This is a genomic window from Escherichia sp. E14S1 (genome assembly GCF_004211995.1).
Lineage (GTDB): Bacteria > Pseudomonadota > Gammaproteobacteria > Enterobacterales > Enterobacteriaceae > Escherichia.
This window is the reverse complement of record NZ_RHJQ01000002.1, coordinates 17936-41127: the sequence shown is the minus strand read 5'-3', so window position 1 is coordinate 41127 and position 23192 is coordinate 17936. Positions and strand designations below refer to the sequence as shown.

At 46.7% G+C, this 23192-nt stretch carries 16 protein-coding genes and 3 pseudogenes; 12 read left to right on the top strand and 7 right to left on the bottom strand.

Annotated features, from left to right (window positions below; genetic code table 11):
- Positions 1 to 7: 7 nt before the first annotated feature.
- A complete protein-coding gene (yjiT, locus tag D9734_RS00905) occupies positions 8 to 3298 on the bottom strand; it encodes a protein YjiT (protein ID WP_130204714.1) in 3291 nt (1096 codons plus the stop codon).
- A gap of 498 nt (positions 3299 to 3796) precedes the next feature.
- Complete coding sequence (locus D9734_RS00900; RefSeq protein WP_130204712.1) at positions 3797 to 3961, bottom strand: DUF1127 domain-containing protein; 165 nt, start codon at positions 3959 to 3961, stop codon at positions 3797 to 3799.
- Between the two features lie 176 nt (positions 3962 to 4137).
- Between D9734_RS00900 and D9734_RS00895 the strand changes: the two genes are divergently transcribed.
- Positions 4138 to 5550 carry a PLP-dependent aminotransferase family protein gene (locus D9734_RS00895; RefSeq protein WP_130204710.1) on the top strand — a complete coding sequence of 471 codons (1413 nt, stop codon included), beginning with the start codon at positions 4138 to 4140 and terminating at the stop codon, positions 5548 to 5550.
- Between the two features lie 243 nt (positions 5551 to 5793).
- On the opposite strand, the gene D9734_RS00890 is transcribed toward D9734_RS00895, so the two are convergent.
- Positions 5794 to 6726 (bottom strand): Rpn family recombination-promoting nuclease/putative transposase, encoded by a 933-nt coding sequence (locus D9734_RS00890; RefSeq protein WP_130204708.1) that lies wholly within the window; start codon positions 6724 to 6726, stop codon positions 5794 to 5796.
- A 184-nt stretch (positions 6727 to 6910) separates the two neighbouring features.
- On the opposite strand from D9734_RS00890, the gene D9734_RS00885 reads away from it, so the two are divergent.
- The 4 genes and pseudogenes from D9734_RS00885 to D9734_RS00875 all read left to right on the top strand — a co-directional run bounded on the left by D9734_RS00885 (position 6911) and on the right by D9734_RS00875 (position 10553).
- On the top strand, positions 6911 to 8191 hold the full coding sequence (locus tag D9734_RS00885) for a DUF445 domain-containing protein (RefSeq protein ID WP_130204706.1): 1281 nt from the start codon (positions 6911 to 6913) through the stop codon (positions 8189 to 8191).
- A gap of 34 nt (positions 8192 to 8225) precedes the next feature.
- A pseudogene (locus tag D9734_RS23445) lies at positions 8226 to 8386 on the top strand (2-hydroxyacyl-CoA dehydratase); the annotation flags it as partial.
- 60 nt (positions 8387 to 8446) lie between these two features.
- Positions 8447 to 9298 (top strand): YjiK family protein, encoded by an 852-nt coding sequence (locus tag D9734_RS00880; protein ID WP_130204704.1) that lies wholly within the window; start codon positions 8447 to 8449, stop codon positions 9296 to 9298.
- 76 nt (positions 9299 to 9374) lie between these two features.
- Entirely contained in the window at positions 9375 to 10553 is a 1179-nt protein-coding gene (locus D9734_RS00875) for an MFS transporter (protein ID WP_130204702.1), read from the top strand.
- Positions 10554 to 10565: 12 nt separating this feature from the next.
- Here D9734_RS00875 and kptA read toward each other — a convergent pair whose 3' ends face one another.
- Positions 10566 to 11120: an RNA 2'-phosphotransferase gene (kptA, locus tag D9734_RS00870; RefSeq protein ID WP_130204700.1), complete on the bottom strand. Its 555-nt coding sequence runs from the start codon at positions 11118 to 11120 to the stop codon at positions 10566 to 10568.
- A gap of 171 nt (positions 11121 to 11291) precedes the next feature.
- Between kptA and D9734_RS00865 the strand changes: the two are divergent.
- The 3 genes and pseudogenes from D9734_RS00865 to D9734_RS23440 all read left to right on the top strand — a co-directional run.
- Positions 11292 to 11486 (top strand): annotated as a pseudogene (locus D9734_RS00865) (hypothetical protein); the annotation flags it as partial.
- Positions 11487 to 11498: 12 nt separating this feature from the next.
- Positions 11499 to 12671, top strand: a complete 1173-nt coding sequence (iadA, locus tag D9734_RS00860) for a beta-aspartyl-peptidase (RefSeq protein WP_130204694.1) — start codon at positions 11499 to 11501, stop codon at positions 12669 to 12671.
- A 64-nt stretch (positions 12672 to 12735) separates the two neighbouring features.
- Positions 12736 to 13012: pseudogene (locus D9734_RS23440) on the top strand (LysR family transcriptional regulator); the annotation flags it as partial.
- An 86-nt stretch (positions 13013 to 13098) separates the two neighbouring features.
- On the opposite strand, the gene nhaC reads toward D9734_RS23440, so the two are convergent.
- The 3 genes from nhaC to dhaR all read right to left on the bottom strand — a co-directional run bounded on the left by nhaC (position 13099) and on the right by dhaR (position 18108).
- On the bottom strand, positions 13099 to 14502 hold the full coding sequence (gene nhaC / locus D9734_RS00850; RefSeq protein WP_130204692.1) for a Na+/H+ antiporter NhaC: 1404 nt from the start codon (positions 14500 to 14502) through the stop codon (positions 13099 to 13101).
- A gap of 14 nt (positions 14503 to 14516) precedes the next feature.
- Positions 14517 to 15887, bottom strand: coding sequence for a putative intracellular survival FAD-dependent oxidoreductase IbeA (gene ibeA / locus D9734_RS00845; protein WP_130204690.1), 1371 nt, complete (start codon positions 15885 to 15887; stop codon positions 14517 to 14519).
- Between the two features lie 286 nt (positions 15888 to 16173).
- The gene (gene dhaR, locus D9734_RS00835) at positions 16174 to 18108 is read right to left on the bottom strand and encodes a dihydroxyacetone kinase operon transcriptional regulator DhaR (protein WP_130205054.1); all 1935 of its coding nucleotides are present in this window, start codon (positions 18106 to 18108) and stop codon (positions 16174 to 16176) included.
- Between the two features lie 393 nt (positions 18109 to 18501).
- Here dhaR and gcl point away from each other — a divergent pair, with 393 nt between their 5' ends.
- The 4 genes from gcl (at position 18502) to D9734_RS00815 (ending at position 23159) form a co-directional block, all read left to right on the top strand.
- On the top strand, positions 18502 to 20241 hold the full coding sequence (gene gcl, locus D9734_RS00830; protein WP_130204686.1) for a glyoxylate carboligase: 1740 nt from the start codon (positions 18502 to 18504) through the stop codon (positions 20239 to 20241).
- 12 nt (positions 20242 to 20253) lie between these two features.
- Positions 20254 to 21036 carry a hydroxypyruvate isomerase gene (hyi, locus tag D9734_RS00825; RefSeq protein WP_130204684.1) on the top strand — a complete coding sequence of 261 codons (783 nt, stop codon included), beginning with the start codon at positions 20254 to 20256 and terminating at the stop codon, positions 21034 to 21036.
- Between the two features lie 18 nt (positions 21037 to 21054).
- Entirely contained in the window at positions 21055 to 21942 is an 888-nt protein-coding gene (locus tag D9734_RS00820) for a 2-hydroxy-3-oxopropionate reductase (RefSeq protein WP_130204682.1), read from the top strand.
- A 74-nt stretch (positions 21943 to 22016) separates the two neighbouring features.
- A complete protein-coding gene (locus D9734_RS00815) occupies positions 22017 to 23159 on the top strand; it encodes a glycerate kinase (protein ID WP_130204680.1) in 1143 nt (380 codons plus the stop codon).
- Positions 23160 to 23192 lie beyond the last annotated feature (33 nt).

The following is a 23192-nucleotide window of genomic DNA, read 5'->3' as shown; positions in this document are numbered from 1 at the left end:
TTCCTTTTTATTTTTTAGCAACATAACGCAACAGGCTGCACTGGAAGATGGCCTTAAACCAGCGGGAATCGAAATCCCTGACTTGCCTCAGGAAAAATACGGCACCGGGTTTACGGTCAAATACAGATTCAAAAGAAGCATTTCCGCTTGCCACCGCTGCGGCGAAGACGGGTAACCAGGCCACGGAATAGCGGTGATTTGCGTCAGGATTAATACCAATCACTGGATTTTTTTGTGACATCATCCATTTATACAGACGCTTGCAGCCATATTCAGGCCAGCGAGCCTCACTGTGCTCACGTAAGAGTTCCTGATACCACCCGTGGACACAAGATTCAGGAATAGACGGGGGGAGATATCCATTACTTAACCATTTCTCAATTTCATCGGCATATGTCGGGAACACGAGCCCCAGCCGTTGAAACATATTGGTAACCAGTAATTTCTGGGTTTCCTCCGGTGCACCTTTTTGGCTCAGGAACAATTTGAAACGCTCAGATGCAGCTTTGATCTCAAAGATGGGGAAAAACTCCCATAAAATAGGGAACTCATTCTCAATACGACTCAGATACTCTGCTGACATTTCGAATTTGAAGAGCGACATCGCCAATGCCTGCGGATGCTGCACTAGTGCACGCCATACTTCAAAGGTTGCCAGCGGTAAATAACCAAATTGATCGTACAGGCTACGCATAAATTGCCAGCCGGAATGGGCAGGATCGTTAGCCATCTGTCCGAGAACCCGTGTGATGGTATTAACTTCTGCCTGTGGATTAAAAAGCTGGGTCGCTTTCTGCAATGAGCGGATGTTGCTTTCTTCTACCGGTAACGAAGATTCGCCACGAATGAAGCAGGGGCGAAAAGCCATCTCTTCACCCGGTTTAGGAACAACCAACCATGGTCCGTTTTTGTTAACGATTGAGCTCAACTCATATTCACCGACAGGCACTCCCTCGCTCATTCTTGATGCTAAGGGAATGGATTTCCTCTCGGGTTCACTTAACAGCATGATAACGGGGGAAGGAATCTGTCCAGCACGATGGTTCACTGACTGGCTGAGTAATAGTTCTTTTTCATAATCATAGCGCAGGCTGTATTTATAGCGACGAATTTGCCAGGCCATGACCACACCCGCCCCCGTAATACGCATCTCAACAACCTGATCAATACCTGCCTCAAGTGAAATCAGATTTTCAATGTGTTCACGTAGACTATAGAGATTCAATTCAACAGGACGCTCGCTCAATGCCGTATAACTCCATTCGTGCCATGCCTGTAATCCACTAATGGAGCGCAAATGCAACTGCAATGTATATTTTGTCGGCTCACCATTTCTGGAGAACAGGAATGCTCTGGAACCCAGCAGATCATGCAGTGTAATGTTTTTATCCAGAGGACGTCCGTTTACATCAAGAGCAAGACAGCCTTTAGCGGGGAAAGGTAACTCAATGTCGATGGGGTCAGCCGCCAAATTGGGCAGAACTTGTAATATAATAAATGCCGGAGGTACCCCTTCCACTTTAAGCTGTATCTCTGTTCGCCCCTCAGTACGCTTACGTGTAGCCTCCAGTGTATTGTCTTTGAGTTTTGCTACACAAGGATGCTGTGTGGTGATTACGATAGTGCCTTCATTTGCGTGCATTCCACCTTTTATCTCAATACTGAAATCAGCAGGCAAGATACCGATTTTGCGACGCAAGAGCGTTTCATTATTACTATTACGGATAGAAAGATATTGAGCCCCCAGCATCTCTTGGATATGGCATTGCTCAATTGAAATTCCGCTCAGGTAACGCGTTACATCAATGCTTTGAATATCCGGTAGTGTAGAAATGACTTTTGGTACACCAATAAATGTTTCATCTGGATGACAAACCCAGCTTGCACGCTTTCCATTTAGAGCAAACCTTCCGATGCTGATTTGTTCTCTTCCGGTGCGAATCCGATAAGTTTCATTTGCTGTAACTGTAACGTCCTGACATCCCTTAACAGGTAGCGCTTTAAGTCCAAATACGTTTACTGCGCTCGATTGGCCATCAAAACCAGCAACAGTGCTATTGTCCCGAGGGAGCACAATCAGAACATCGCTGCTTTGCACACTGCAGGAAGCCTGTCCCTGTAACAGCCATTGTTCTGCATCAACGATGAAGGTTAACGGCACCTCACCAATGGCAATTTCGCTGCCATCAAGTTTAATGCTCCCAACAATCATCCCTCCAGCACGAGCCACTAACGACAAACCTGCAGATGGATTTTGCCTGACAAATCTCACTTCTCTTTTACGTAATCGAACTGTTGCCTGTCTGTTTTCCAGGGAAGCATAAGCTGGTCCAAGGCCAGAGACTTCCTCACCATCTTCACAAATTGCAAGTTCAAAGCGCGTAGTTGACGGCTCGCTTGTTACAGGAAAGGAAACTTCGTCAGGAAGAGATACTATCGCCCTAAGTTCATCTGGATGCTTTTCTGACCAATAGAATTGGCAACGCGTACTCTTATTTTTTTGTAGTCGAGGCTTAGCCTCTACAGAGGCTGCGCATAGCAGCCCATTCAAAAAATGCGTTCCTGTTTCATCATCTAACGGTATTGGAAACTCGCTTCGCCAGGTAGGGTGAACCTTATCAAGCTGTTGTACTGGTTCTTTGTGATTTATTAGGTTGTGAGTAAGTACTAAGGAATTGAGGTTATCAGCCATATGACTGATAAGTTCTACAGAGGTATCTTCGCTAAAAACAGTTGGCAGCGCTGATTTTTCTATGACGGCTCTTGCCAGCGAAAGGGCAGAAAAACCTGACTGCTTTGCTTGCTCATATTGTCCAAGGATCCTGGAGAAAACGGCCAGAAAGCGACTGTCTGATTCTTTGAGTAGCCGGAAAGGTAAACCACCTTCACTGAATAATGTTCCGAGAAAATTGCGTCGTTCAGATTCATAAAATCGAATTGGGCGCAGCCAGTAATCTTCCATCCCTTTCGGTACGATAGTACCAAGCTCTGTGGCGGTGAATGAAATCCCTATTTTTTTATATATAGGGTCCCACGTCCATCCGCATTGCCGTTCATAATCCCTGCGGTACCACTCAGAGCAAAAAAGAACAAAACAGGCAGCAAAGTCCCTATTACATATATTAGATTGTAATTGACCGACTGCACGGAGTAGCTGCGTTAATTGGTTATATTCATCATTGGTTGCATGATATTCATAAAGAGGACGGCCATCCGGTTGTCTCAACCCTCTAAGATTCACAAAGTTACTTAGCCAGGAAGTACATTTTACCCATGAAATGTATTCTGATTGACCCAAAGCAAGCTCCTTAGAGATAAAAGATACAAAAACAAAACCCCAGAATATTTCTAATTTGAAAGAAAACCTTTAAAAATATCGTATAATTAATCAGGCGGCAATAGCTAATTTTTCAGGTCGCTACTATAAATCAATTTTAGATAAAAATGATATCAACTATCTATTAATCGCAACTCATTTATCACCTGGCTTTATAATTTCAAATGAAAATAAATCTCAAACAATAAAAAAGTATGCAGTAACTAACATTTAACTTTCCAGGATATAAAACAATTAGAGAAACTTCACAATAGCGAATAATGAGAGTTGTAAAGTCAGTCAAAAAACACAAGTAATCACTGTGCATTTTTTGACCATTGTCGACATGAGTTTAAAGAGGTTAGTGAAGAAGATATTCCTGTACACTCCATACCTATTGATGAATTGTCTCGGGAAAATTTTTATAACTTAATTTAAAAATATAAAAACGTTTTATTATATATAAATCTATAACCCCTCTCACTCCACATCCTCCCTGCGTAGCCCAATATCCTTCAACCGCTCATCACTCATCTGCTGTAACACGCGCCGGGCCTGCTTTTTCAGCCACCAACTCCTCACCGCCTGCCAGAGTTGCACAAGTCCGATAAACGGCGCTTTAGCTTTGTTTTCGTGAAATTCCATCTGCTGCCTCCTCATCTTTCAGAGGCTTCATCATCCGCCTTCTGGCAGCTCACAATACAGATGCAAATATTACTTTTATTTAACATACAGACAGGTTAAAACAGCATCTGCATCCGGTTTTTTAGCCTCATCTGTACCGGTTTTTCTCTCTGTATGGTCCAAAGAAGGAATACAGCATGACGCGTTACCAACATCTGGCGACTCTGCTTGCCGGGCGGATTGAGCAAGGGCTGTATCGTCACGGGGAGAAATTGCCGTCGGTGCGCAGCTTAAGTCAGGAGCACGGCGTCAGCATCAGCACCGTGCAGCAGGCGTATCAGACACTGGAGACGATGAAGCTCATCACTCCGCAACCACGTTCGGGTTATTTTGTCACGCAACATAAAGCCCAGCCGCCAGTGCCGCCAATGACACGTCCGGTGCAGCGCCCGGTGGAAATTACCCAGTGGGATCAGGTGCTGGATATGTTGAAAGCGCATAGCGACAGTTCTATTGTTCCGTTCAGTAAAAGCACGCCGGATGTCGAAGCGCCCAGCCTGAAACCGCTCTGGCGGGAGCTAAGTCGGGTGGTGCAGCATAATCTACAAACCGTTCTCAGCTATGATTCATTAACCGGTCAGCGGGTATTGCGCGAGCAGATTGCCCGACTGATGCTCGACAGCGGCTCGGTGGTCACCGCTGATGACATTGTCATCACCAGCGGCTGCCATAACTCGATGGCGCTGGCGTTAATGGCAGTGTGTAAACCAGGCGACATCGTCGCGGTCGAATCGCCCTGTTATTACGGTTCGATGCAGATGCTGCGTGGCATGGGCGTGAACGTGATTGAAATCCCGACCGAACCAGAAACTGGCATCAGCGTTGAAGCGCTGGAACTGGCGCTGGAACAGTGGCCGATTAAAGGCATCATTCTTGTGCCAAACTGTAATAATCCGCTGGGCTTTATTATGCCGGACGCGCGCAAACGGGCCGTTCTCTCTCTCTCTCAGCGTCATGATATTGTGATTTTTGAAGATGATGTCTACGGCGAGCTGGCAACGGAGTATCCGCGCCCGCGGACCATTCACTCATGGGATATCGACGGTCGGGTGCTGCTGTGCAGCTCGTTCAGTAAAAGCATTGCGCCCGGCCTGCGCGTGGGCTGGGTCGCGCCGGGACGTTATCACGATAAACTGCTACATATGAAATACGCCACCAGCAGCTTTAACGTACCGTCCACGCAAATGGCGGCAGCAACGTTTGTACTGGAAGGTCACTATCATCGCCATATCCGGCGTATGCGGCAGAACTATCAGCGCAATATGGCGCTTTATACCTGCTGGATACGGGAATATTTTCCCTGCGAAATCTGTATTACGCGCCCGAAAGGCGGATTTTTACTGTGGATAGAATTGCCTGAACAGGTCGATATGGTCTGCGTCGCGCGGCAGCTGTATCGCATGAAAATCCAGGTGGCGGCAGGCTCGATTTTCTCAGCTTCCGGCAAATACCGTAATTGTCTGCGCATCAACTGCGCTTTGCCGCTCAGCGAAACCTATCGCGAAGCACTGAAGCAAATTGGCGAGGCCGTGTATCGGGCAATGGAATAATTTCGAAATAGTGGCGAAACACCTGATTTACTCTCACGAATCACCTGTAACTCGTTTTATCTCTGCTGGGCCATCGCCACGTTCCAGCATGGCTTAGGCCAAGCGCGCTTTGTTCATGCCGGATGCCATGTGAACGCCTTACCAGGGCTACAAAAATCTTTAAAGTTCAATATATTGAATGGGTTATGTAGACCTGATAAGCGTAGCGCACCAGGCAGCTTTGCGTTTGTCATCCGTCTCTGATTAGCTCTTGAGCCATGAATAGCGCTCACGCTCAGGCAAGGGCTGCTCTAATGCCTGCATTTGCTCTGCCGAAAGTCCGGTAATCTTTTGTATCCATTCAGGCTCCGCCCCATTCTGCAACAACAATCGAAGAATGTGCTGTTCCCCTTCTTCCCTCCCCAACAGCCATCCATCATTATGAATTCGCTCTGCAATAGTCATTATTCGCTCCCTTTGTTGTGGCATTCGACGGGTAAGTTCGCTGATAAACGCCTTAAAACGCGCTTCATCGCCAGTCAGTAAAATGTAATTTAACAGCGCAGTTATCTGGCTGTCATTAGCACACTCTGTAACCAGTAATACTACCAGTTGGTCGATAAGCCCCATCAGATCGCGTTGGCGAATATGCTTTTGGATCAACTCCAACAGGGCGACTCTGCGATGCTGCACAATCTCGTCGTCTGGCACGACAGTGATATCCACCAGCGGGAACGCGGCGTTATAAAGCTTCCGTGCGGTAGTTGGGTCGGCAAATTCGTCCAGCCAGCACAGGGACCAGGGATAAGGACTACGGCTACCGTGATAAAACAGCATCGGGATGACCAGCGGTAGCGACCGGCGTTTATCATGCTCGATATGGCGCTGCATCACCGCCATGGAATAGCGCATCAGACGAAACGCCATATGGATATCCTCGCGGCTCTGATGTTCAATCACCATATAGATATAGCCATCGCCTTCGCGGGTCTTTACCGACCACAGAATATCGGAGTGTAGCGCCCGCAATTTTTCATCGACAAAGCTGGCAGATTCCAGTTTTAAGGTGTCGAGATCGCATAGTTCACGTAAGCCTTTTGGTAAATGGATCTCCATAAAATCCCGCGCAGTGTCAGGGTGCGTGAGAAAGGTTTTAAATAATGCATCATGCGGCGTGCTGGTCGTGAAGTTTGTCATGGCGATCCATCACCTGTTGATAAGATGACCCGACTTTAGCGACTAATAAAACCATTCTCACCCGGCAATTTCCCATTCCCCGAGGCACTTTCCAGGCTATTTTTGTTCTCCTGCAAGCGATACATTTTTATGGAAGATATCTCGCTTTTTGCGTTTTCTTACCGTCAGGCTCTATTCTTACGATATGAATAAAATCATTGAACTCCGACGCGCCAAAATGCTGGCGCTCTCTTTGCTGCTCGTTGCTGCCGCGACTTTTATCGTTACGCTGTTTTTGCCGCCCAACTTTTGGGTGAGCGGCGTGAAGGCGATTGCCGAAGCGGCGATGGTCGGCGCGCTGGCGGACTGGTTTGCGGTGGTGGCGCTGTTTCGCCGCGTGCCGATACCGATTATTTCTCGCCATACGGCGATTATTCCGCGTAATAAAGACCGGATTGGCGAAAATCTCGGCCAGTTCGTGCAGGAAAAATTTCTCGATACTCAATCGCTGGTAGCGCTAATCCGGCGTCATGAACCGGCGTTGTTAATTGGCAACTGGTTTAGTCAGCCGGAAAACGCCCGTCGCGTTGGACAGCATCTGTTGCAGATCATGAGTGGTTTTCTCGAACTGACCGATGATGCGCGTATTCAACGTCTGCTTAAGCGTGCGGTGCATAAGGCGATCGATAAAGTGGATCTTTCCGGCACCAGTGCACTGATGCTGGAGAGCATGACCAAAAACGATCGTCATCAGGTGCTGCTCGATACGTTAATCGCACAACTGATCGCCCTGCTGCAACGAGACAAATCGCGCAAGTTTATCGCCCAGCAGATCGTCCGCTGGCTGGAGAGCGAGCATCCGCTGAAAGCAAAAATTTTGCCCACTGAATGGCTGGGCGAACATAGCGCGGAGTTGGTTTCTGACGCCGTGAATTCTTTGCTTGATGATATCAGCCGCGATCGCGCACATCAGATCCGCCATGCGTTTGATCGCGCTACCTTCGCGCTGATCGATAAATTGAAAAACGATCCGGAAATGGCGGCACGGGCCGATGCCGTGAAAAGTTATCTGAAAGAAGATGAAGCATTTAACCGCTATCTTGGTGAATTGTGGGGGGATTTACGGGAATGGCTGAAAGCGGATATCAACAGCGACGATTCTCGCGTGAAAGAACGTATTGCTCGTGCAGGACAGTGGTTTGGCGAGACGTTAATTGCCGATGATGCCCTGCGCGCCTCGTTAAATGGTCATCTGGAACAGGCCGCACACCGCGTCGCGCCAGAGTTTTCGGCATTCCTGACTCGCCACATCAGCGATACGGTAAAAAGCTGGGATGCGCGCGATATGTCGCGGCAGATCGAGTTAAATATTGGCAAGGACCTCCAGTTTATCCGTGTTAACGGCACACTAGTCGGCGGTTGTATTGGTCTGATTTTGTATTTGTTGTCGCAGATCCCGGCCTTGCTACCCTTCAGCAATTTTTAGGAAGCGATAAAAATTATGCCAGGGGCGAACTGAGAAAAGCAGCTACAGTTTCAGCAAAACCGATAATGCCCCTACTTCTATTTTTCTGATCTGGTGGTCAGTGAAGCTATCTGCGACAGCAAAAAGAAAATGTAGGAATACATGGCGGCGTTTAAACCTGTTCATGTAATGCAACAGCCGAACGGCGTTAAGGATTTATTAAGATCGCTACGTATACTTCCCGATATCTTATTGATTTGCCTTAAAGGGATTACCGTGACAAAAAGTATTTCATTAAGTAAACGCATCTCCGTTATTGTGATTCTTTTTGCCATTGTGGCAGTGTGTACTTTCTTCGTGCAATCTTGCGCCCGTAAAAGCAATCATGCAGCATCATTTCAGAATTACCACGCCACCATTGACGGCAAAGAAATTGCAGGCGTAACGAATAATATCTCCTCGCTGACCTGGTCGGCACAGAGCAATACCCTGTTTAGCACTATCAACAAACCTGCCGCCATTGTTGAAATGACCACCAATGGCGATTTGATCCGCACTATTCCTCTGGATTTTGTTAAGGATCTCGAGACGATCGAATACATTGGCGATAATCAGTTTGTCATTAGCGATGAGCGCGATTATGCCATTTATGTGATTTCACTTAATGCCAACTCGGAAGTAAAAATCCTCAAAAAAATAAAAATCCCGCTGCAGGAAACCCCGACCAATTGTGGTTTTGAAGGGCTGGCCTATTCTCCTGCCGATCAAACTTTCTGGTTTTTTAAAGAGAAAAATCCGATCGAGGTCTACAAAGTGAGCGGGCTGTTGCGTAACGATGAATTACACATCAGCAAAGACCAGACATTACAGCAGCAGTTTAATTTAGATGATGTTTCTGGCGCAGATTTTAACCCACAAAAAAATAGCTTGTTGGTGTTGTCTCATGAATCACGCGCACTCCAGGAAGTAACCGTAACAGGAGACGTGATCGGCGAAATGTCGTTAACCAAAGGCAAGTATGGCCTTTCACATAACATCAAACAGGCCGAAGGGGTTGCGATGGATGCCTCTGGTAATATTTATATCGTTAGCGAACCAAATCATTTTTATCGCTTTACCCCTAAATAATCACATTAGCAGGCTGGCATGTTTCACTTTTTTGTTATTAACTTGTTAATTGCTAAAAATACAAACAAGGTTAAACATGCCCCCGTCCTCGCATCCCGTAGAACGCTTTTCTTTCAGCACCGCGCTTTTCGGGATGCTGGTTCTGACCTTAGGTATGGGATTAGGTCGCTTCCTTTATACACCTATGTTGCCCGTCATGATGGCGGAAGGGGCGTTTTCATTTAGCCAGCTCTCGTGGATTGCCAGCGGCAACTATGCGGGGTATCTGGCTGGCAGTCTGCTATTTTCGTTTGGCGCATTTCACCAGCCGTCGCGTCTGCGCCCATTTCTGTTGGCTTCTGCCCTGGCGAGCGGATTGTTGATCCTCGCAATGGCATGGTTGCCGTCATTTATCCTGGTGTTATTGATTCGCTTCCTGGCGGGTGTCGCCAGCGCTGGAATGCTGATTTTTGGTTCGACGCTGATTATGCAGCACACGCGCCATCCTTTTGTGCTGGCAGCTTTGTTTTCTGGCGTTGGCATTGGCATCGCGCTGGGCAATGAATATGTTCTGGCAGGCCTGCATTTTGCCCTCTCCTCGCAAACGTTATGGCAAGGCGCCGGGGCGCTTTCTGGCATGATGCTGATTGCACTTACGCTTTTAATGCCCTCGAAAAAACACACCGTCGCGCCAACGCCATTGGCAAAAACGGAGCAACAGATAATGAGCTGGTGGTTACTGGCTATTCTGTACGGCCTGGCGGGATTTGGTTATATCATCGTCGCGACTTACCTGCCGCTCATGGCGAAAGATGCAGGCTCACCATTGTTAACCGCCCATCTCTGGACGTTAGTCGGCTTATCAATTGTGCCTGGTTGCTTTGGCTGGCTATGGGCAGCAAAACGTTGGGGAGCATTACCCTGCCTGACGGCGAATTTAATGGTACAGGCTATCTGTGTGCTGCTTACTCTCGCCAGCGACTCGCCTCTCTTGCTTATCATCAGTAGTATCGGTTTTGGCGGTACCTTTATGGGTACGACATCTCTGGTGATGACTATCGCCCGCCAACTGAGCGTACCGGGAAATCTCAATCTTTTAGGCTTTGTGACGCTCATTTACGGCATTGGGCAAATCCTCGGCCCGGCGCTAACCAGTATGCTTGGCAATGGGACATCGACGCTTGCCAGCGCCACTCTCTGCGGCGCGGCGGCGTTGTTTATTGCTGCGCTTATCAGCACAGTGCAATTATTTAAGCTACAAGTGGTCACTTCATGAGGGCTGTTTCCCTTACCACTCAAGAAACTCAACCTCAACCATTGATGTCAGCCAGACCCCGTTTTCCGCTTGCCAGAAAGGGATCCCTCGTTTCGCCATTTCCTGTGCTTTGACGGTTAAGATAACCGGCGAACCGTGTCTTGCCCCAACTTTGCGGGCCGTTGCTTCATCAGCAGAGAGATGCACATGATGACGCTCCCCTGCAATCAGCCCCTGTTTTTTTATCGCCTCAAGAAAACGGCTTGCCGTACCGTGGTAGAGAAATTGTGGCGGTGTTTTTTCGATGAAGGCAATGGCGACCTGCGAAGTCGAATGCCCCTGAACGGCGCGAATACACGTACCATCACTGGAATAACTAAAGCGCTTCTTATCGCTGGTGGCGACCACAGTATCCAGTAATGCGCGGGTTAACCGCTTGCCAGCTTTTTGTGCACAGAGTATGAGCTTATCGATATCCGCCCATCCTTCACGGTCCAGCACGATGCCAATCGCCTCCGGTTTATGTCGGAGGACAAAACTTAAAAACTTGCTCGTCTCTGCCAGCTCTTTGTCGTTGTATTTTGCCATTTTGCATTCGTCCTTGTATTCGCCGCCTTTACTCACCAGCCGTTATTGTCACTGTGTTTATGAATTTTCTGCAACTCAATCCTTACAGGAAGGTTCTCCGCGCAGCGTAATTTTTCCACGTAGCCGCCACAAGCATACATAATGGGGATTGTTATGGCACAACAAGGGGATGCTGTAGCTGGCGTGTTAACCGACCATGATGTCACCGTTTTACTGCCCGCGATGTATTTAATGGGCAACCCGGTGCAAAATGTCGATCGCTGCATGGAGACAGCTAAAGTGAATGCCAAAGGCTACCCGCATATCATTGCCGTCGGCGTGATTAACGCGTTGCTGTCAAACCTGGTTATGCAGCTTATTATTTAACAAGGAGTTACCATGATTGATTATTCCGCAGCCGGTTTTACCCTGCTGCAGGGAGCGCATTTATATGCGCCGGAAGATCGAGGAATTTGCGATGTCCTCGTCGCTAACGGCAAGATTATCGCCGTTGCCAGCAACATCCCTTCTGACATCGTACCGGACTGCACGGTTGTCGATCTCAGCGGGCAGATCCTCTGCCCAGGTTTTATTGATCAACACGTCCATTTAATTGGCGGCGGCGGCGAAGCTGGCCCCACTACACGCACGCCGGAAGTCGCGCTTAGTCGTCTGACAGAAGCGGGCGTCACGTCAGTGGTTGGTCTGCTCGGCACCGACTCTATCTCTCGCCACCCGGAATCCTTACTCGCCAAGACTCGTGCGCTCAATGAAGAAGGCATTAGCGCCTGGATGCTGACCGGTGCTTATCATGTGCCTTCCCGTACCATTACAGGCTCGGTGGAAAAAGATGTGGCGATTATCGATCGCGTGATTGGCGTGAAATGTGCCATCTCAGACCACCGCTCGGCCGCGCCGGATGTTTATCATCTGGCCAATATGGCGGCGGAATCCCGCGTTGGAGGTTTGCTCGGCGGTAAACCTGGCGTCACCGTGTTCCACATGGGCGACAGCAAAAAGGCGTTACAGCCCATCTATGACCTTCTTGAGAACTGCGACGTACCCATCAGCAAGTTGCTGCCGACCCACGTTAACCGCAACGTTCCGTTGTTTGAGCAGGCGCTGGAGTTCGCGCGCAAAGGCGGCACCATCGATATCACCAGCAGCATTGACGAACCGGTCGCCCCTGCCGAAGGTATTGCCCGCGCCGTTCAGGCGGGTATTCCGCTGGCTCGCGTTACCCTTAGCTCCGACGGCAACGGCAGTCAGCCGTTCTTTGACGATGAAGGGAATTTAACGCATATCGGTGTTGCGGGTTTTGAGACGTTGCTGGAAACCGTGCAAGTGTTGGTTAAAGACTATGGCTTTAGTATCAGCGATGCCCTGCGTCCACTCACCAGTAGCGTCGCTGGTTTCCTCAACCTGACCGGTAAAGGCGAAATTCTGCCGGGCAATGACGCGGATCTGTTAGTGATGACACCACAGTTGCGTATTGAGCAGGTATACGCTCGCGGCAAACTGATGGTCAAAGACGGCAAAGCGTGTGTGAAAGGGACGTTTGAAACTGCATAAGCAGTTCCGAACGCTTGAACAGGCGACTGGCGTTGAGCTGTTTAATCGCCAAAGGCAACGCTACAACTCCTGTGTGGGGCGATTTATTAACCGCCCCCTGACATGCCACTGCGAGTTACGTTTCAGCACTTTTTGGCTCTTCATGGGCCAATTATTCAAGCAACTTACCTTCGACAGCTGTGGATTATCTGGCTACCGGAGTACGCCATACAACAAGAAATTCGCAGCGGGCAGCTCATTGTCCTGAATCGGGACGAATTAGTTATCCCGCATTCCGGATGAATCCCGTTGCAGAGCGTTTCTGGCGTGAACTGCGTGGGCTGGAGATTGAACCTGGCTGAAAGTTTTCTGCAGAAAATGGAATTCTGACATTAGCGCCGGATGGTGATTAATCCATCCGGCAAACGCATTTATTATCTTGAATAACTCAGGCTTTTTCTTCGTTGAAACGCAGTAAACGGAAACCTGTAGAAGCATAGATCAACGCAAATATCATCGAGCAGAAACAGAATACACAGTACGGCAAGTAACTAAACGTCGGAACACCTAGTGTCGTCGCCATATACAATCCGGCAGCTGACCACGGAATAATTGGCGCGCTCATGGTGCCAAAATCTTCCAGCGTTCGGGCTAAGACTAACGGTGATAAATTAAGATCTTCGAATTTCTTCATCATCAATTCGGAAATAACAATCTTATTCAAACCATCAGAACCGGTAAGCAAGTTAATGATGATCGCTAAAACACCGCTTGCCAGAATAGCGCCAAAGGCACTTTTTATTTTGTTTGCCGCACTTTGTAGTGTGACATCCATCATTCCTGTTCCCGTCAGGATGCCAGCAAACATCATGGCGCAGATAATAAATGACAGGAATCCGCCCTGGTTATTAAGACCGCCCTGTTCGAGCAGTTCTTTCACAGAAGGTAACAGCGTCGTTGAATCAGTGATCATCGTCAGACGGAAACCACTCATTGTGGCCTTAATACCTTCTGCCAGCGGGAAACCTTGATACAGCCATCCAACCAGCACAGCCACAAACGCACTGCTTAATAATGCCGGTACCGTAGGCAAACGCAAAAAGGTAAAGCACAGAACAATAAGCATAGGCAACAGTGGTAACAGACCAAACTTATATAACTCTTTAAGCTGTACCAGCATCTGCATACTTTCTGGTGAAATAGACCCCGTAGAAGTATGAATCATCCCTAGCCAGGTGAAAAACAACAGACTAATAATCGTTGATGGGATGGTCGTCCAGAGCAGATATTTAATCAGATCATAAAGTTTAGTTTTGGTTACTGCAGAAGTCAGGTTGGTGGTATCACTTAACGGTGAGAGTTTGTCGCCAAAATAAGCCCCGGTAACAATGGCTGCCGCCAGAATTGGAAGATCGGCATGTAAGCCGGAACCGATGCCCATTAATGCAACACCAATAGAAGCTACAGATCCCCATGATGCCCCGGAAACATAGGACAATACTGCGTTCAGAAAAAACGCTATGGCATAAAGCCATGCGGGTGCAACCAGTAACATACCGTAATAAACCAGCATCGGCAGTGTACCTGCATAGCTCCATGTCGCGACCATAAAGCCAACAAAAATAACGATAAGTACCGGTGCCATCACCGCCGAAATCTTATCGATAATAAACCCCTGAATTTCATCCCAGGTATATTTCAGCTTAGCCATTGCAATAATGCAGGAAAACGCCGCTGAAATTAATAAACAGACGCTGGCAGGCCAGCCCATAACACCGATGCCAACAACCAACACGATCATCATAAAAATGATCGGTGTTAGCGCGACATAAAAACTGGGTTTTTCTCTCATGACTTTATTCCCTGTTAAAAGACTTTTACGCCATTTTGCTGTAAGCGTTCCTGTACCGTCTGAATATCTACCTGTGAAACGGTAGTGTTATTTTTAATGGCAATAGCAGCGGCAGTCCCTGCACCTTCTCCAGTGACAATACAACACCCCATATTACGGATTGTTGCGTATGCGAAATTATCTGCATCGATTGCCCGTCCGCAAACCAACAGGTTTTCAACTTGCTGCGGAATCATTACGCCATAAGGGATTTGAAAATAGTTCGCTTCAAGAGGTAATTTAAGATGACCATTTCCATCTATAAATTCAGGGAATATACCTATCGAATCAACATGACGCCCTTCATTACAAATATCATTTTCAGTCAGTTGAGTTCGCCCAAGAATATGTCTTGATTCTCTTGTTCCTACCGTCATACCGAAATTTTTTAATTGCGCCTGTTCAAATCCTGGCTGGAATTGACGCAAAGCTTCAATCGCCTGCATGGCTTGCTTACGGCCCTCTATTTCGGCACGCGTCAGGTCAAAAACATCCGTACAATCAACGGCAGGGATGCTGACAACGTTCAAGTAATTCGCATCACCATACTCAGTGACCGTACTCCAGGAACCGCCTAACGTCACATCTTCAGGAATAATCCCCGCCGATTTTCCTTTCGCAAAAACTTTACCCAGATAAGGGCTAAACATATCGCGACAAGATTCATGAACATCATAAGACCAGTTTTTATTTTCTTCATCCGCCCCCCAGTCTCCATATTTAGGTTGCGTGCTCTTAATATTTTGCATGAACGCGTTTTTATTGACATTTGCGCAACTAAAAACGGTTGTCATACACATCAGCTCTTCACGTTCACGCTTAATAAATGGCGCTCCGGCAAACCATGCAATATCGGCATCACCAGTACAGTCAATAATGACATTCGCCAAAATGGCCTGACGACCAGATTTACTCTCTGTTATTACGCCGAGTAAATTATTGCCCTGCTTAATAACATCAACGGCGGTAATATGTAGTACGCGGCGCACACCCGCCTGCTCAAGCATTGCATCCGCAACCAGTTTGAAACGCTCGGCATTAATAGCCTGACTATTCGATTGCGGCTCAGGGCTGGACGCCCCCATTGATTTTGCCGTTTCTTCTATTTCGCGTGCCAGTCCACCTGACTCCACTGTATTTTCATGACGCCACCATGCAATTGACTCGACACCAGCCGTCGTCATCATACCGCCGAAACAGCCGAAACGCTCAATCAGCATAGTTACTGCGCCCTCACGAGCGGCACTCATTGCTGCTGCAATACCCGATGGACCACCACCAACAACTAATACTTCCGTGGTTGCCAGTACAGGTATATTACGAGCGGGTTCCAGATAAAATTCCATACTTTATCTCCGTATTCAATAATTGAGTAAAATAATCCCCCGCGCTTATATAAACGCGTTGATATTTTTAATTATTAACAAGCAACATCATGCTAATACAGACATACAAGGAGATCATCTCTCTTTGCCTGTTTTTTATTATTTCAGGAGTGCACACACATTTTCTGTCTCCCTGACTTATCACCACATTGGTATTTATGGAGCACATCACAATATTTCAATGCAATTCAACCATCACACCAAAATGAAACACTGCAATATTAAAGCTTTTTCAATTTGAAAAGCATCAATCTGCATGTTCAACATTTGGATAGAGATTATAGCTTTTAAGCTTACGCCATAATGTTGTACGACCAATTTTTAATACTTCAGCAGCTTTAGTCAGATTCCATTCGCAGACCCGACATGTATGCTCAATAGCTTGCATCTCCAGTTCTGCCAGTGAAGTAAGATGAGGAATATCATCGTCGCCACTACTATTATTTTGTCGGATATCTAATGGAATATTCTCTAATCCGAGGACAAGCCGATTGCAGTTAATAAACACCTTCTCCATTCGGTTTTTGAACTCAGAAATATTCCCAGGCCAACGATACTCAAGCAGAACTGAATTTGCGTCAGGCGTGATTGTCATTTTCTTTCGGGTACGCTCCTGATACTTATCAATAATATCGTCAATCATTTGCTTGAGATCTTCACGACGTTTACGCAATGGTGGGATTTCAATTTCATTCATGGAAATCTCATAATATAGTTGTCGGCTAAAAGCCCCCTGCTGCACGTACTCACGTAAAGAACTACTGGTACATGTAATCAGGCGGAAGCGTACAGGAATCAAACGATGACTATCTGAGCGAGTAACAAGCCCCGTTTTCAATACTTTCAATAAAACACTCTGAACTTCCCCTGATAGATATTCGACTTTATCCAGATATAAGGTGCCATTATGCGCTAGTTCAAATTTCGATGGCGAAGGGCCAACATCAGAACCAAGAAGTTCGTGTAAGATATTTTCTGGTGATAGCATCTGACAATCTACAGAAATAAATGGCCCATCACGTTGCTCACTCTCATTATGTATTGCCATCGCCAGACTCAATTTTCCCACACCTTCTTCGCCATTGATTAAAATCGGAGAGATGGATTTAATTGACCTACGAGCGATAAGCAGTACCTGTTTCATGCCACTTGAAACCGCATGTAAACTGTCAAAGGTAAAATTTGCGTTAGTGCTTATTTGCTGTTGGGCTATTTTCCTGATTTTGTCCAATGGATGAAGAAAAAGCAAAAACGAGCCATCACTTAACGGGCGAAGGGTAACCATCAGTTCAATAAATTCACCACGGCATTCGAGGACAATTTGCTTTTGCGATAGTTTGTTTCGTTGTGTAATCGCCTCATTCAAAATCGGCGGAAATACGAAACCTTTTCGGATGTTCTGACCAATTAAACTTTCTTTATCAATATTCAGTAGTGTTTGCGCCTGAGGATTAACCATCGTAATCAAAGAATGGCTATTCCAACAAATAAAACCATCATCCATGCATTCAATCACAGCGTTATGCTGACAGAGTACTTTGTTTATTAACTTTTGTTCATTTTCAATATAGATATAATTAGCAATTTCTGTTGCACATGAATATGATGTTTTTAATTTAATAAGCTCGGCTGTAGTTTCAATTATACATACAATGTATCCGTGGATATTACCATAATAATCAATAACCGGAGCTGCACTCATTGCATAACAATGCAACTGCTCACTAAAATGTTCTGCTCCTTCCAATTGCGTATATAAATTTGTTTCCCGACAAAGACTATATACATTGGTGCCAATACCATCTTCAGCCCATGACATACCAGATTCAATTCCTAACTCTCGCAATTGACTGGAATAATCGTCTGCTGCATTCAACGATAAAACCCAGCCGTGTGGGTCAAGGATCAAAAATGCCAGCCGGTCGTCACCAGCCAGGGTGAAATGGTCTTCAACAACTCTTTGCGAAATTCTAATAAACTCTTCGTTACGAGAAAAAATCGTCTGCAATGTTTGTCCGGAAGCTTTGACAGGTGTGTTCCAGTGGCGAGGATCGCAATGCTTGAGACATTTTTGCCATGACCTCAGCATCACATGATTAGTCGAATTTGTCGCGACCCAACCATGTTTAACAAACATTTTCCATTTATTTTTTAGATCATTATGATACGACTCTTTATTCATTATAATAATATCCATTCAAGTCACTTCCAGAACTTGTATCAGAATGCTATGCCAATAAGTTTGATCAAACGCAATAATATCTGGTCTACATCCTTACAAAAACAGACCTTATCAACAATGTAATCACACATACATTAGAAAGAATAACCGTTAAAGCAATAAAAGACGAATAATACATTAGATAAATTTTAAAACTGCCAACAACATCTGAAATCTTTGCGTTTGATATTTATAATTATTCAAACTGAAACAACACCGGCATAGGAGTTGTTTCACTGTGAAACAATGCAGTGAAATTTGTTCTGCCATTTTATTTCCTCAAAGATATTTCATCGTTAAATTCCAAAATTGACTGACTATTCTAATCAGCATAAATATCAGGAGAAATAATGTATGGCGAGGATGCGTGCAATCGAAGCAGCAGTAGAAATACTGAAAAAAGAAGGCATTAGCGTTGCTTTTGGAGTACCCGGCGCAGCAATAAACCCACTCTATGCCGCGATGAAAAAATCAGGCGGTATTGATCATATTCTGGCCCGTCATGTTGAGGGCGCCTCGCATATGGCTGAAGGTTACACCCGCAGCCATGATGGCAATATTGGCGTGTGCATTGGCACATCAGGCCCTGCGGGCACTGATATGATTACCGGGCTTTATTCTGCCTCTGCGGATTCCATTCCTATTCTCTGCATTACTGGTCAAGCTCCCGTAGGAAAACTTCATAAAGAAGATTTCCAGGCCGTCGATATTGAGGCTATCGCCACGCCAGTGACCAAAATGGCCCGCACAATTCTCGAAGCGGGTCAGTTACCGGGAATTTTTCAGAAAGCCTTTTGGGAAATGCGTTCTGGCCGTCCCGGCCCTGTTCTTTTAGATCTGCCTTTTGATGTTCAGATGACCGAAATTGAGTTTGATATCGATCTCTATCAGCCACTCACTCCCTGGAAACCCCAGGCGACGCTGGCCCAGGCAGAACGTGCATTGAAAATGCTTAACAGTGCAGAAAAACCAGTCATCATTGCTGGAGGCGGCATTATTAATGCCGAAGCGAGCGAACTGTTGCGCGAGTTTGTTGAGTTAACCGGCGTTCCCGTCATTCAAACCTTACGCGGTTGGGGCGCATTATCAGACGATCACCCTTTAATGATTGGCCGCATGGGATGTCAGGCGGGTCACCGCTATGGTAACGCCAGCTATCTTGCCTCTGATTTTGTTTTTGGTATCGGTAACCGTTGGGCAAACCGTCATACTGGAGCTATTGAAACCTATACAGAAGGCCGCAAATTTATTCATGTTGATATCGAGCCAGCGCAAATTGGCCGGATATTTGCGCCGGATCTGGGTATTGTTTCAGATGCTGAAAGCGCCTTAACGTTATTTATTCAGGTTGCCCGTGATATGAAGTCGCGCGGAGAACTGAAAGACCGTAGTATCTGGGCTGACGAATGTGCCGAGCGTAAACGTACAATGCTCCGCCGCTCAGACTTTGACTGCAATCCGATTAAACCGCAGCGCGTGTACCATGAAATGAATAAGGTTTTTGGGCCAGAGACGCGCTATATTTCGACAATTGGTCTGGCGCAAATTGCTGCGAACCAATTTTTGCATGTTTACCGCCCACGCCACTGGATTAATGCCTGCCAGGCAGGACCACTAGGCTGGACAATGCCCGCAGCATTGGGCGCAGTGAAAGCAGATCCGACTGTTCCCGTTGTGGCAATATCCGGTGATTACGATTTTCAATTCTTGATCGAAGAGTTAGCCGTCGGCGCACAATTTAATCTTCCATATATCCATATTTTACTTAATAACGCTTACCTTGGTTTGATTCGTCAATCACAACGCGCATTTGATATTGATTACTGCGTCCAGTTGTCATTCGAAAATATAAATGCCCCAGAAGTTAATGGTTATGGTGTTGATCATAAATCTGTGGTTGAGGGATTAGGGTGCAAAGCTATTCGCGTATTCACCCCACAAGATATTGGACCTGCACTACAAGAAGCCCAGCGTTTGCGTGACGAATTTCACGTACCTGTTGTCGTAGAGATTATTACCGAGCGCGTGACTAATATCGCTATGGGACCTGACATTAATAAAGTCACAGAATTTGAAGAAACTCTCGACTTATAAGGAAACAGGATTATGGCAAAGTTTGCAGCGAATTTATCAATGCTTTTTACCGAGCATCCATTTATTGAACGTTTTGCGCAGGCAAGTCACGCAGGATTCCACGGCGTTGAATATCTTTTCCCCTATGACTTTTCCACTGACGAGCTGGCTTCGCAACTGCATCAACATAATCTGACTCAGGTTTTGTTTAATCTTCCTGCGGGTAACTGGCAAGATGGCGAGCGGGGTATCGCATGTCATCCTGGTCGGTCAAAAGAATTTCAGGAGGGTGTTTGCAGAGCGATAGAGTATGCACTGGCCCTTAATTGTTCACAAGTGAATTGCCTTGCAGGGAAACATCCAGGTGGTTATTCGCATGAACAATGTCATGAAACACTGGTCGAAAATTTGCGCTATGCGGTAGATAAACTGGCTTCTCATGGGATAAAGCTGGTTCTGGAAGCCATTAATACAAAAGATATTCCCGGTTTTTTTGTTAACAACACCAGACAAGCCCTCAATATTATTCATGACGTAAACCATCCTGATTTTCGCTACCAATACGATATTTATCATATGCAAATCATGGAAGGAAATATTGCTACAACAATCAAAAACAACCTGAATAACATTGGGCATATTCAATTAGCCGATAATCCAGGGCGTCATGAACCTGGGACGGGAGAAATTAATTACCCGTGGTTGTTAAATTATATAGACCAGATTGGTTATCAGGGATGGATTGGTTGTGAATATATTCCATCTACGACAACGACTGAAAGTCTACACTGGCTAAAAAACGAGAGTCAAATTTAATCCCTGAGGATATTTATCATGAATATTGGATTTATCGGCACCGGTATAATGGGCAAGCCGATGGCTTATAATTTACAACAAGCCGGACATACCCTTTATTTTTCAGCGCATTTTGAACCTGCACCGCAAGAGCTTATTGGTGAACGTGGCATTGTTTGCTCTACACCGAGTGAAGTCGCGCAGGAGTGTGAAGTCATCATCACCATGCTCCCTGATACCCCACATGTTGAGGATGTTCTTTTTCATCCCAACTATGGCGTAATACACGGTTTAAGCCACGGGAAAATTGTGATTGATATGAGTTCAATTTCCCCGGTTGCCACCAAAGCATTTGCACAGCGTATTATCGCGGCAGGCGCGGAATATATCGATGCGCCCGTCTCTGGTGGTGAAGTTGGCGCGAAAGCCGGGACGCTTTCCATTATGGTTGGCGGATATGAAGAGGTTTATTTACAGATCAAACCGATTCTGGAATTGATGGGTAAAAATATCACTCTGGTCGGTAACGTCGGTGATGGTCAAACGTGCAAAGTCGCTAACCAAATTATTGTTGCACTGAATATTGAAGCGGTGGCTGAAGCCCTGCTTTTTGCCAGTAAATCAGGTGCCGATCCCGCCCGCGTACGTGAAGCTCTGATGGGAGGTTTTGCTTCCTCTCGTGTGTTGGAAGTTCATGGCGAACGAATGATCAAAGGAACATTCGCCCCTGGTTTTCGAATTAGCCTGCATCAAAAAGATCTGAATCTGGCGCTGGAGAATGCTCGCCTGTTGAATACCCCGCTTCCTAACACGGCGATGACACAACAATTATTTAGCACCTGCGCCGCACTCGGCGGCAAAGACTGGGATCATTCCGCTTTAATTCGGGCGCTTGAAGCTCACGCCAATTACACCATCCGTAAATAATGAATTAAGGGAACCACCGGTTCCCTTTGTTTATTCGTTGCACGGCCCTATCCCCCTATTTTGAAGGACCAGCTATGAAGATAGTTATCTCCCCCGACTCCTTTAAAGAATGCCTTCCCGCATGGAAAGTCGCCGAAGCGCTGGCAACCGGCTGGCGCAAGGTCCTGCCTGGCAGCCAACTGGTGTGTTTGCCCGTGGCTGACGGCGGCGAAGGCACGCTCGAAACACTCATTCATGCGACTGACGGTACGTTTTACACTAAAACCGTCACCGGACCGCTTGGCGAGTCAATACATGCGCAATACGGTATTTTAGGCAACCAAACTACCGCAGTGATAGAACTGGCACAGGCTTCAGGGCTGGAACTGGTTTCTCCGGTCCGCCGTTCGCCCCTCTATACGACGTCGTTTGGCACTGGCGAACTTATTCTCGCCGCCCTGGAACACAATATTGATACCGTTATTCTATGCCTGGGTGGCAGTGCTACTAATGATGGCGGTATTGGATTGATGTCGGCACTTGGCGCATCGTTTACAGACGCTGAAGGGCAAACTGTCTCCGTAAATGGGATGGGGCTGGCGGCAATTCACCACATTGACTTACAGCAACTCGATCCGCGATTGAAAAATGTGAAATTTATCGCAGCCTGTGATGTCACCAACCCACTAACCGGTGATAACGGCGCCACTCAGGTTTTCGGTCAGCAAAAAGGGGCCAGTGCTGATGACCTTGAGCAACTGGAACAGGGAATGAAAAACTATGCCCATTGCATCCATCGATGCTGTGGTAAAGAAGTCGATACGATACCCGGTTCTGGGGCAGCTGGCGGCGTTGGCGCAGCATTGGTGGCTTTTCTTGATGCTCGCCTACAGCCCGGTATTTCGCTCGTGCTGGACGCTATTCAATTTGCCCAGCATTTAAAATATGCGGCATTGGCGATTGTCGGTGAAGGTAAATTAGACCGTCAAAGCCTGAATGGCAAAGCGCCTGTGGGGGCGGCCAAAATCGCCCAGATGATGGGCGTTCCGGTTATCGCAATTGCCGGGTATATCGATGATCAACTTGATCTGAATGAGTTACGCCAGTGTGGAATAGAAGCCTGTTTTTCCGTCGTCAATGGTCCTTGTGATTTACCCACCGCGCTGAGTCAGGGGGAAAATAATTTAATCCGTCTCGGAGAAAATTTGGCAGGATATTTTCATGCAGTCCTGAGTTAATTCTCATTCGGTAAAATGCCCGATAATGCAAAT

Bases quoted from the DNA above. Each gene is read 5' to 3' on its own strand.
- D9734_RS00900 (WP_130204712.1), bottom strand. From the start codon at position 3,961: ATGGAATTTCACGAAAACAAAGCTAAAGCGCCGTTTATCGGACTTGTG.
- D9734_RS00895 (WP_130204710.1), top strand. From the start codon at position 4,138: ATGACGCGTTACCAACATCTGGCGACTCTGCTTGCCGGGCGGATTGAG.
- D9734_RS00890 (WP_130204708.1), bottom strand. From the start codon at position 6,726: ATGACAAACTTCACGACCAGCACGCCGCATGATGCATTATTTAAAACC.
- D9734_RS00885 (WP_130204706.1), top strand. From the start codon at position 6,911: ATGAATAAAATCATTGAACTCCGACGCGCCAAAATGCTGGCGCTCTCT.
- D9734_RS00875 (WP_130204702.1), top strand. From the start codon at position 9,375: ATGCCCCCGTCCTCGCATCCCGTAGAACGCTTTTCTTTCAGCACCGCG.
- kptA (WP_130204700.1), bottom strand. From the start codon at position 11,120: ATGGCAAAATACAACGACAAAGAGCTGGCAGAGACGAGCAAGTTTTTA.
- iadA (WP_130204694.1), top strand. From the start codon at position 11,499: ATGATTGATTATTCCGCAGCCGGTTTTACCCTGCTGCAGGGAGCGCAT.
- nhaC (WP_130204692.1), bottom strand. From the start codon at position 14,502: ATGAGAGAAAAACCCAGTTTTTATGTCGCGCTAACACCGATCATTTTT.
- ibeA (WP_130204690.1), bottom strand. From the start codon at position 15,887: ATGGAATTTTATCTGGAACCCGCTCGTAATATACCTGTACTGGCAACC.
- dhaR (WP_130205054.1), bottom strand. From the start codon at position 18,108: ATGAATAAAGAGTCGTATCATAATGATCTAAAAAATAAATGGAAAATG.
- gcl (WP_130204686.1), top strand. From the start codon at position 18,502: ATGGCGAGGATGCGTGCAATCGAAGCAGCAGTAGAAATACTGAAAAAA.
- hyi (WP_130204684.1), top strand. From the start codon at position 20,254: ATGGCAAAGTTTGCAGCGAATTTATCAATGCTTTTTACCGAGCATCCA.
- D9734_RS00820 (WP_130204682.1), top strand. From the start codon at position 21,055: ATGAATATTGGATTTATCGGCACCGGTATAATGGGCAAGCCGATGGCT.
- D9734_RS00815 (WP_130204680.1), top strand. From the start codon at position 22,017: ATGAAGATAGTTATCTCCCCCGACTCCTTTAAAGAATGCCTTCCCGCA.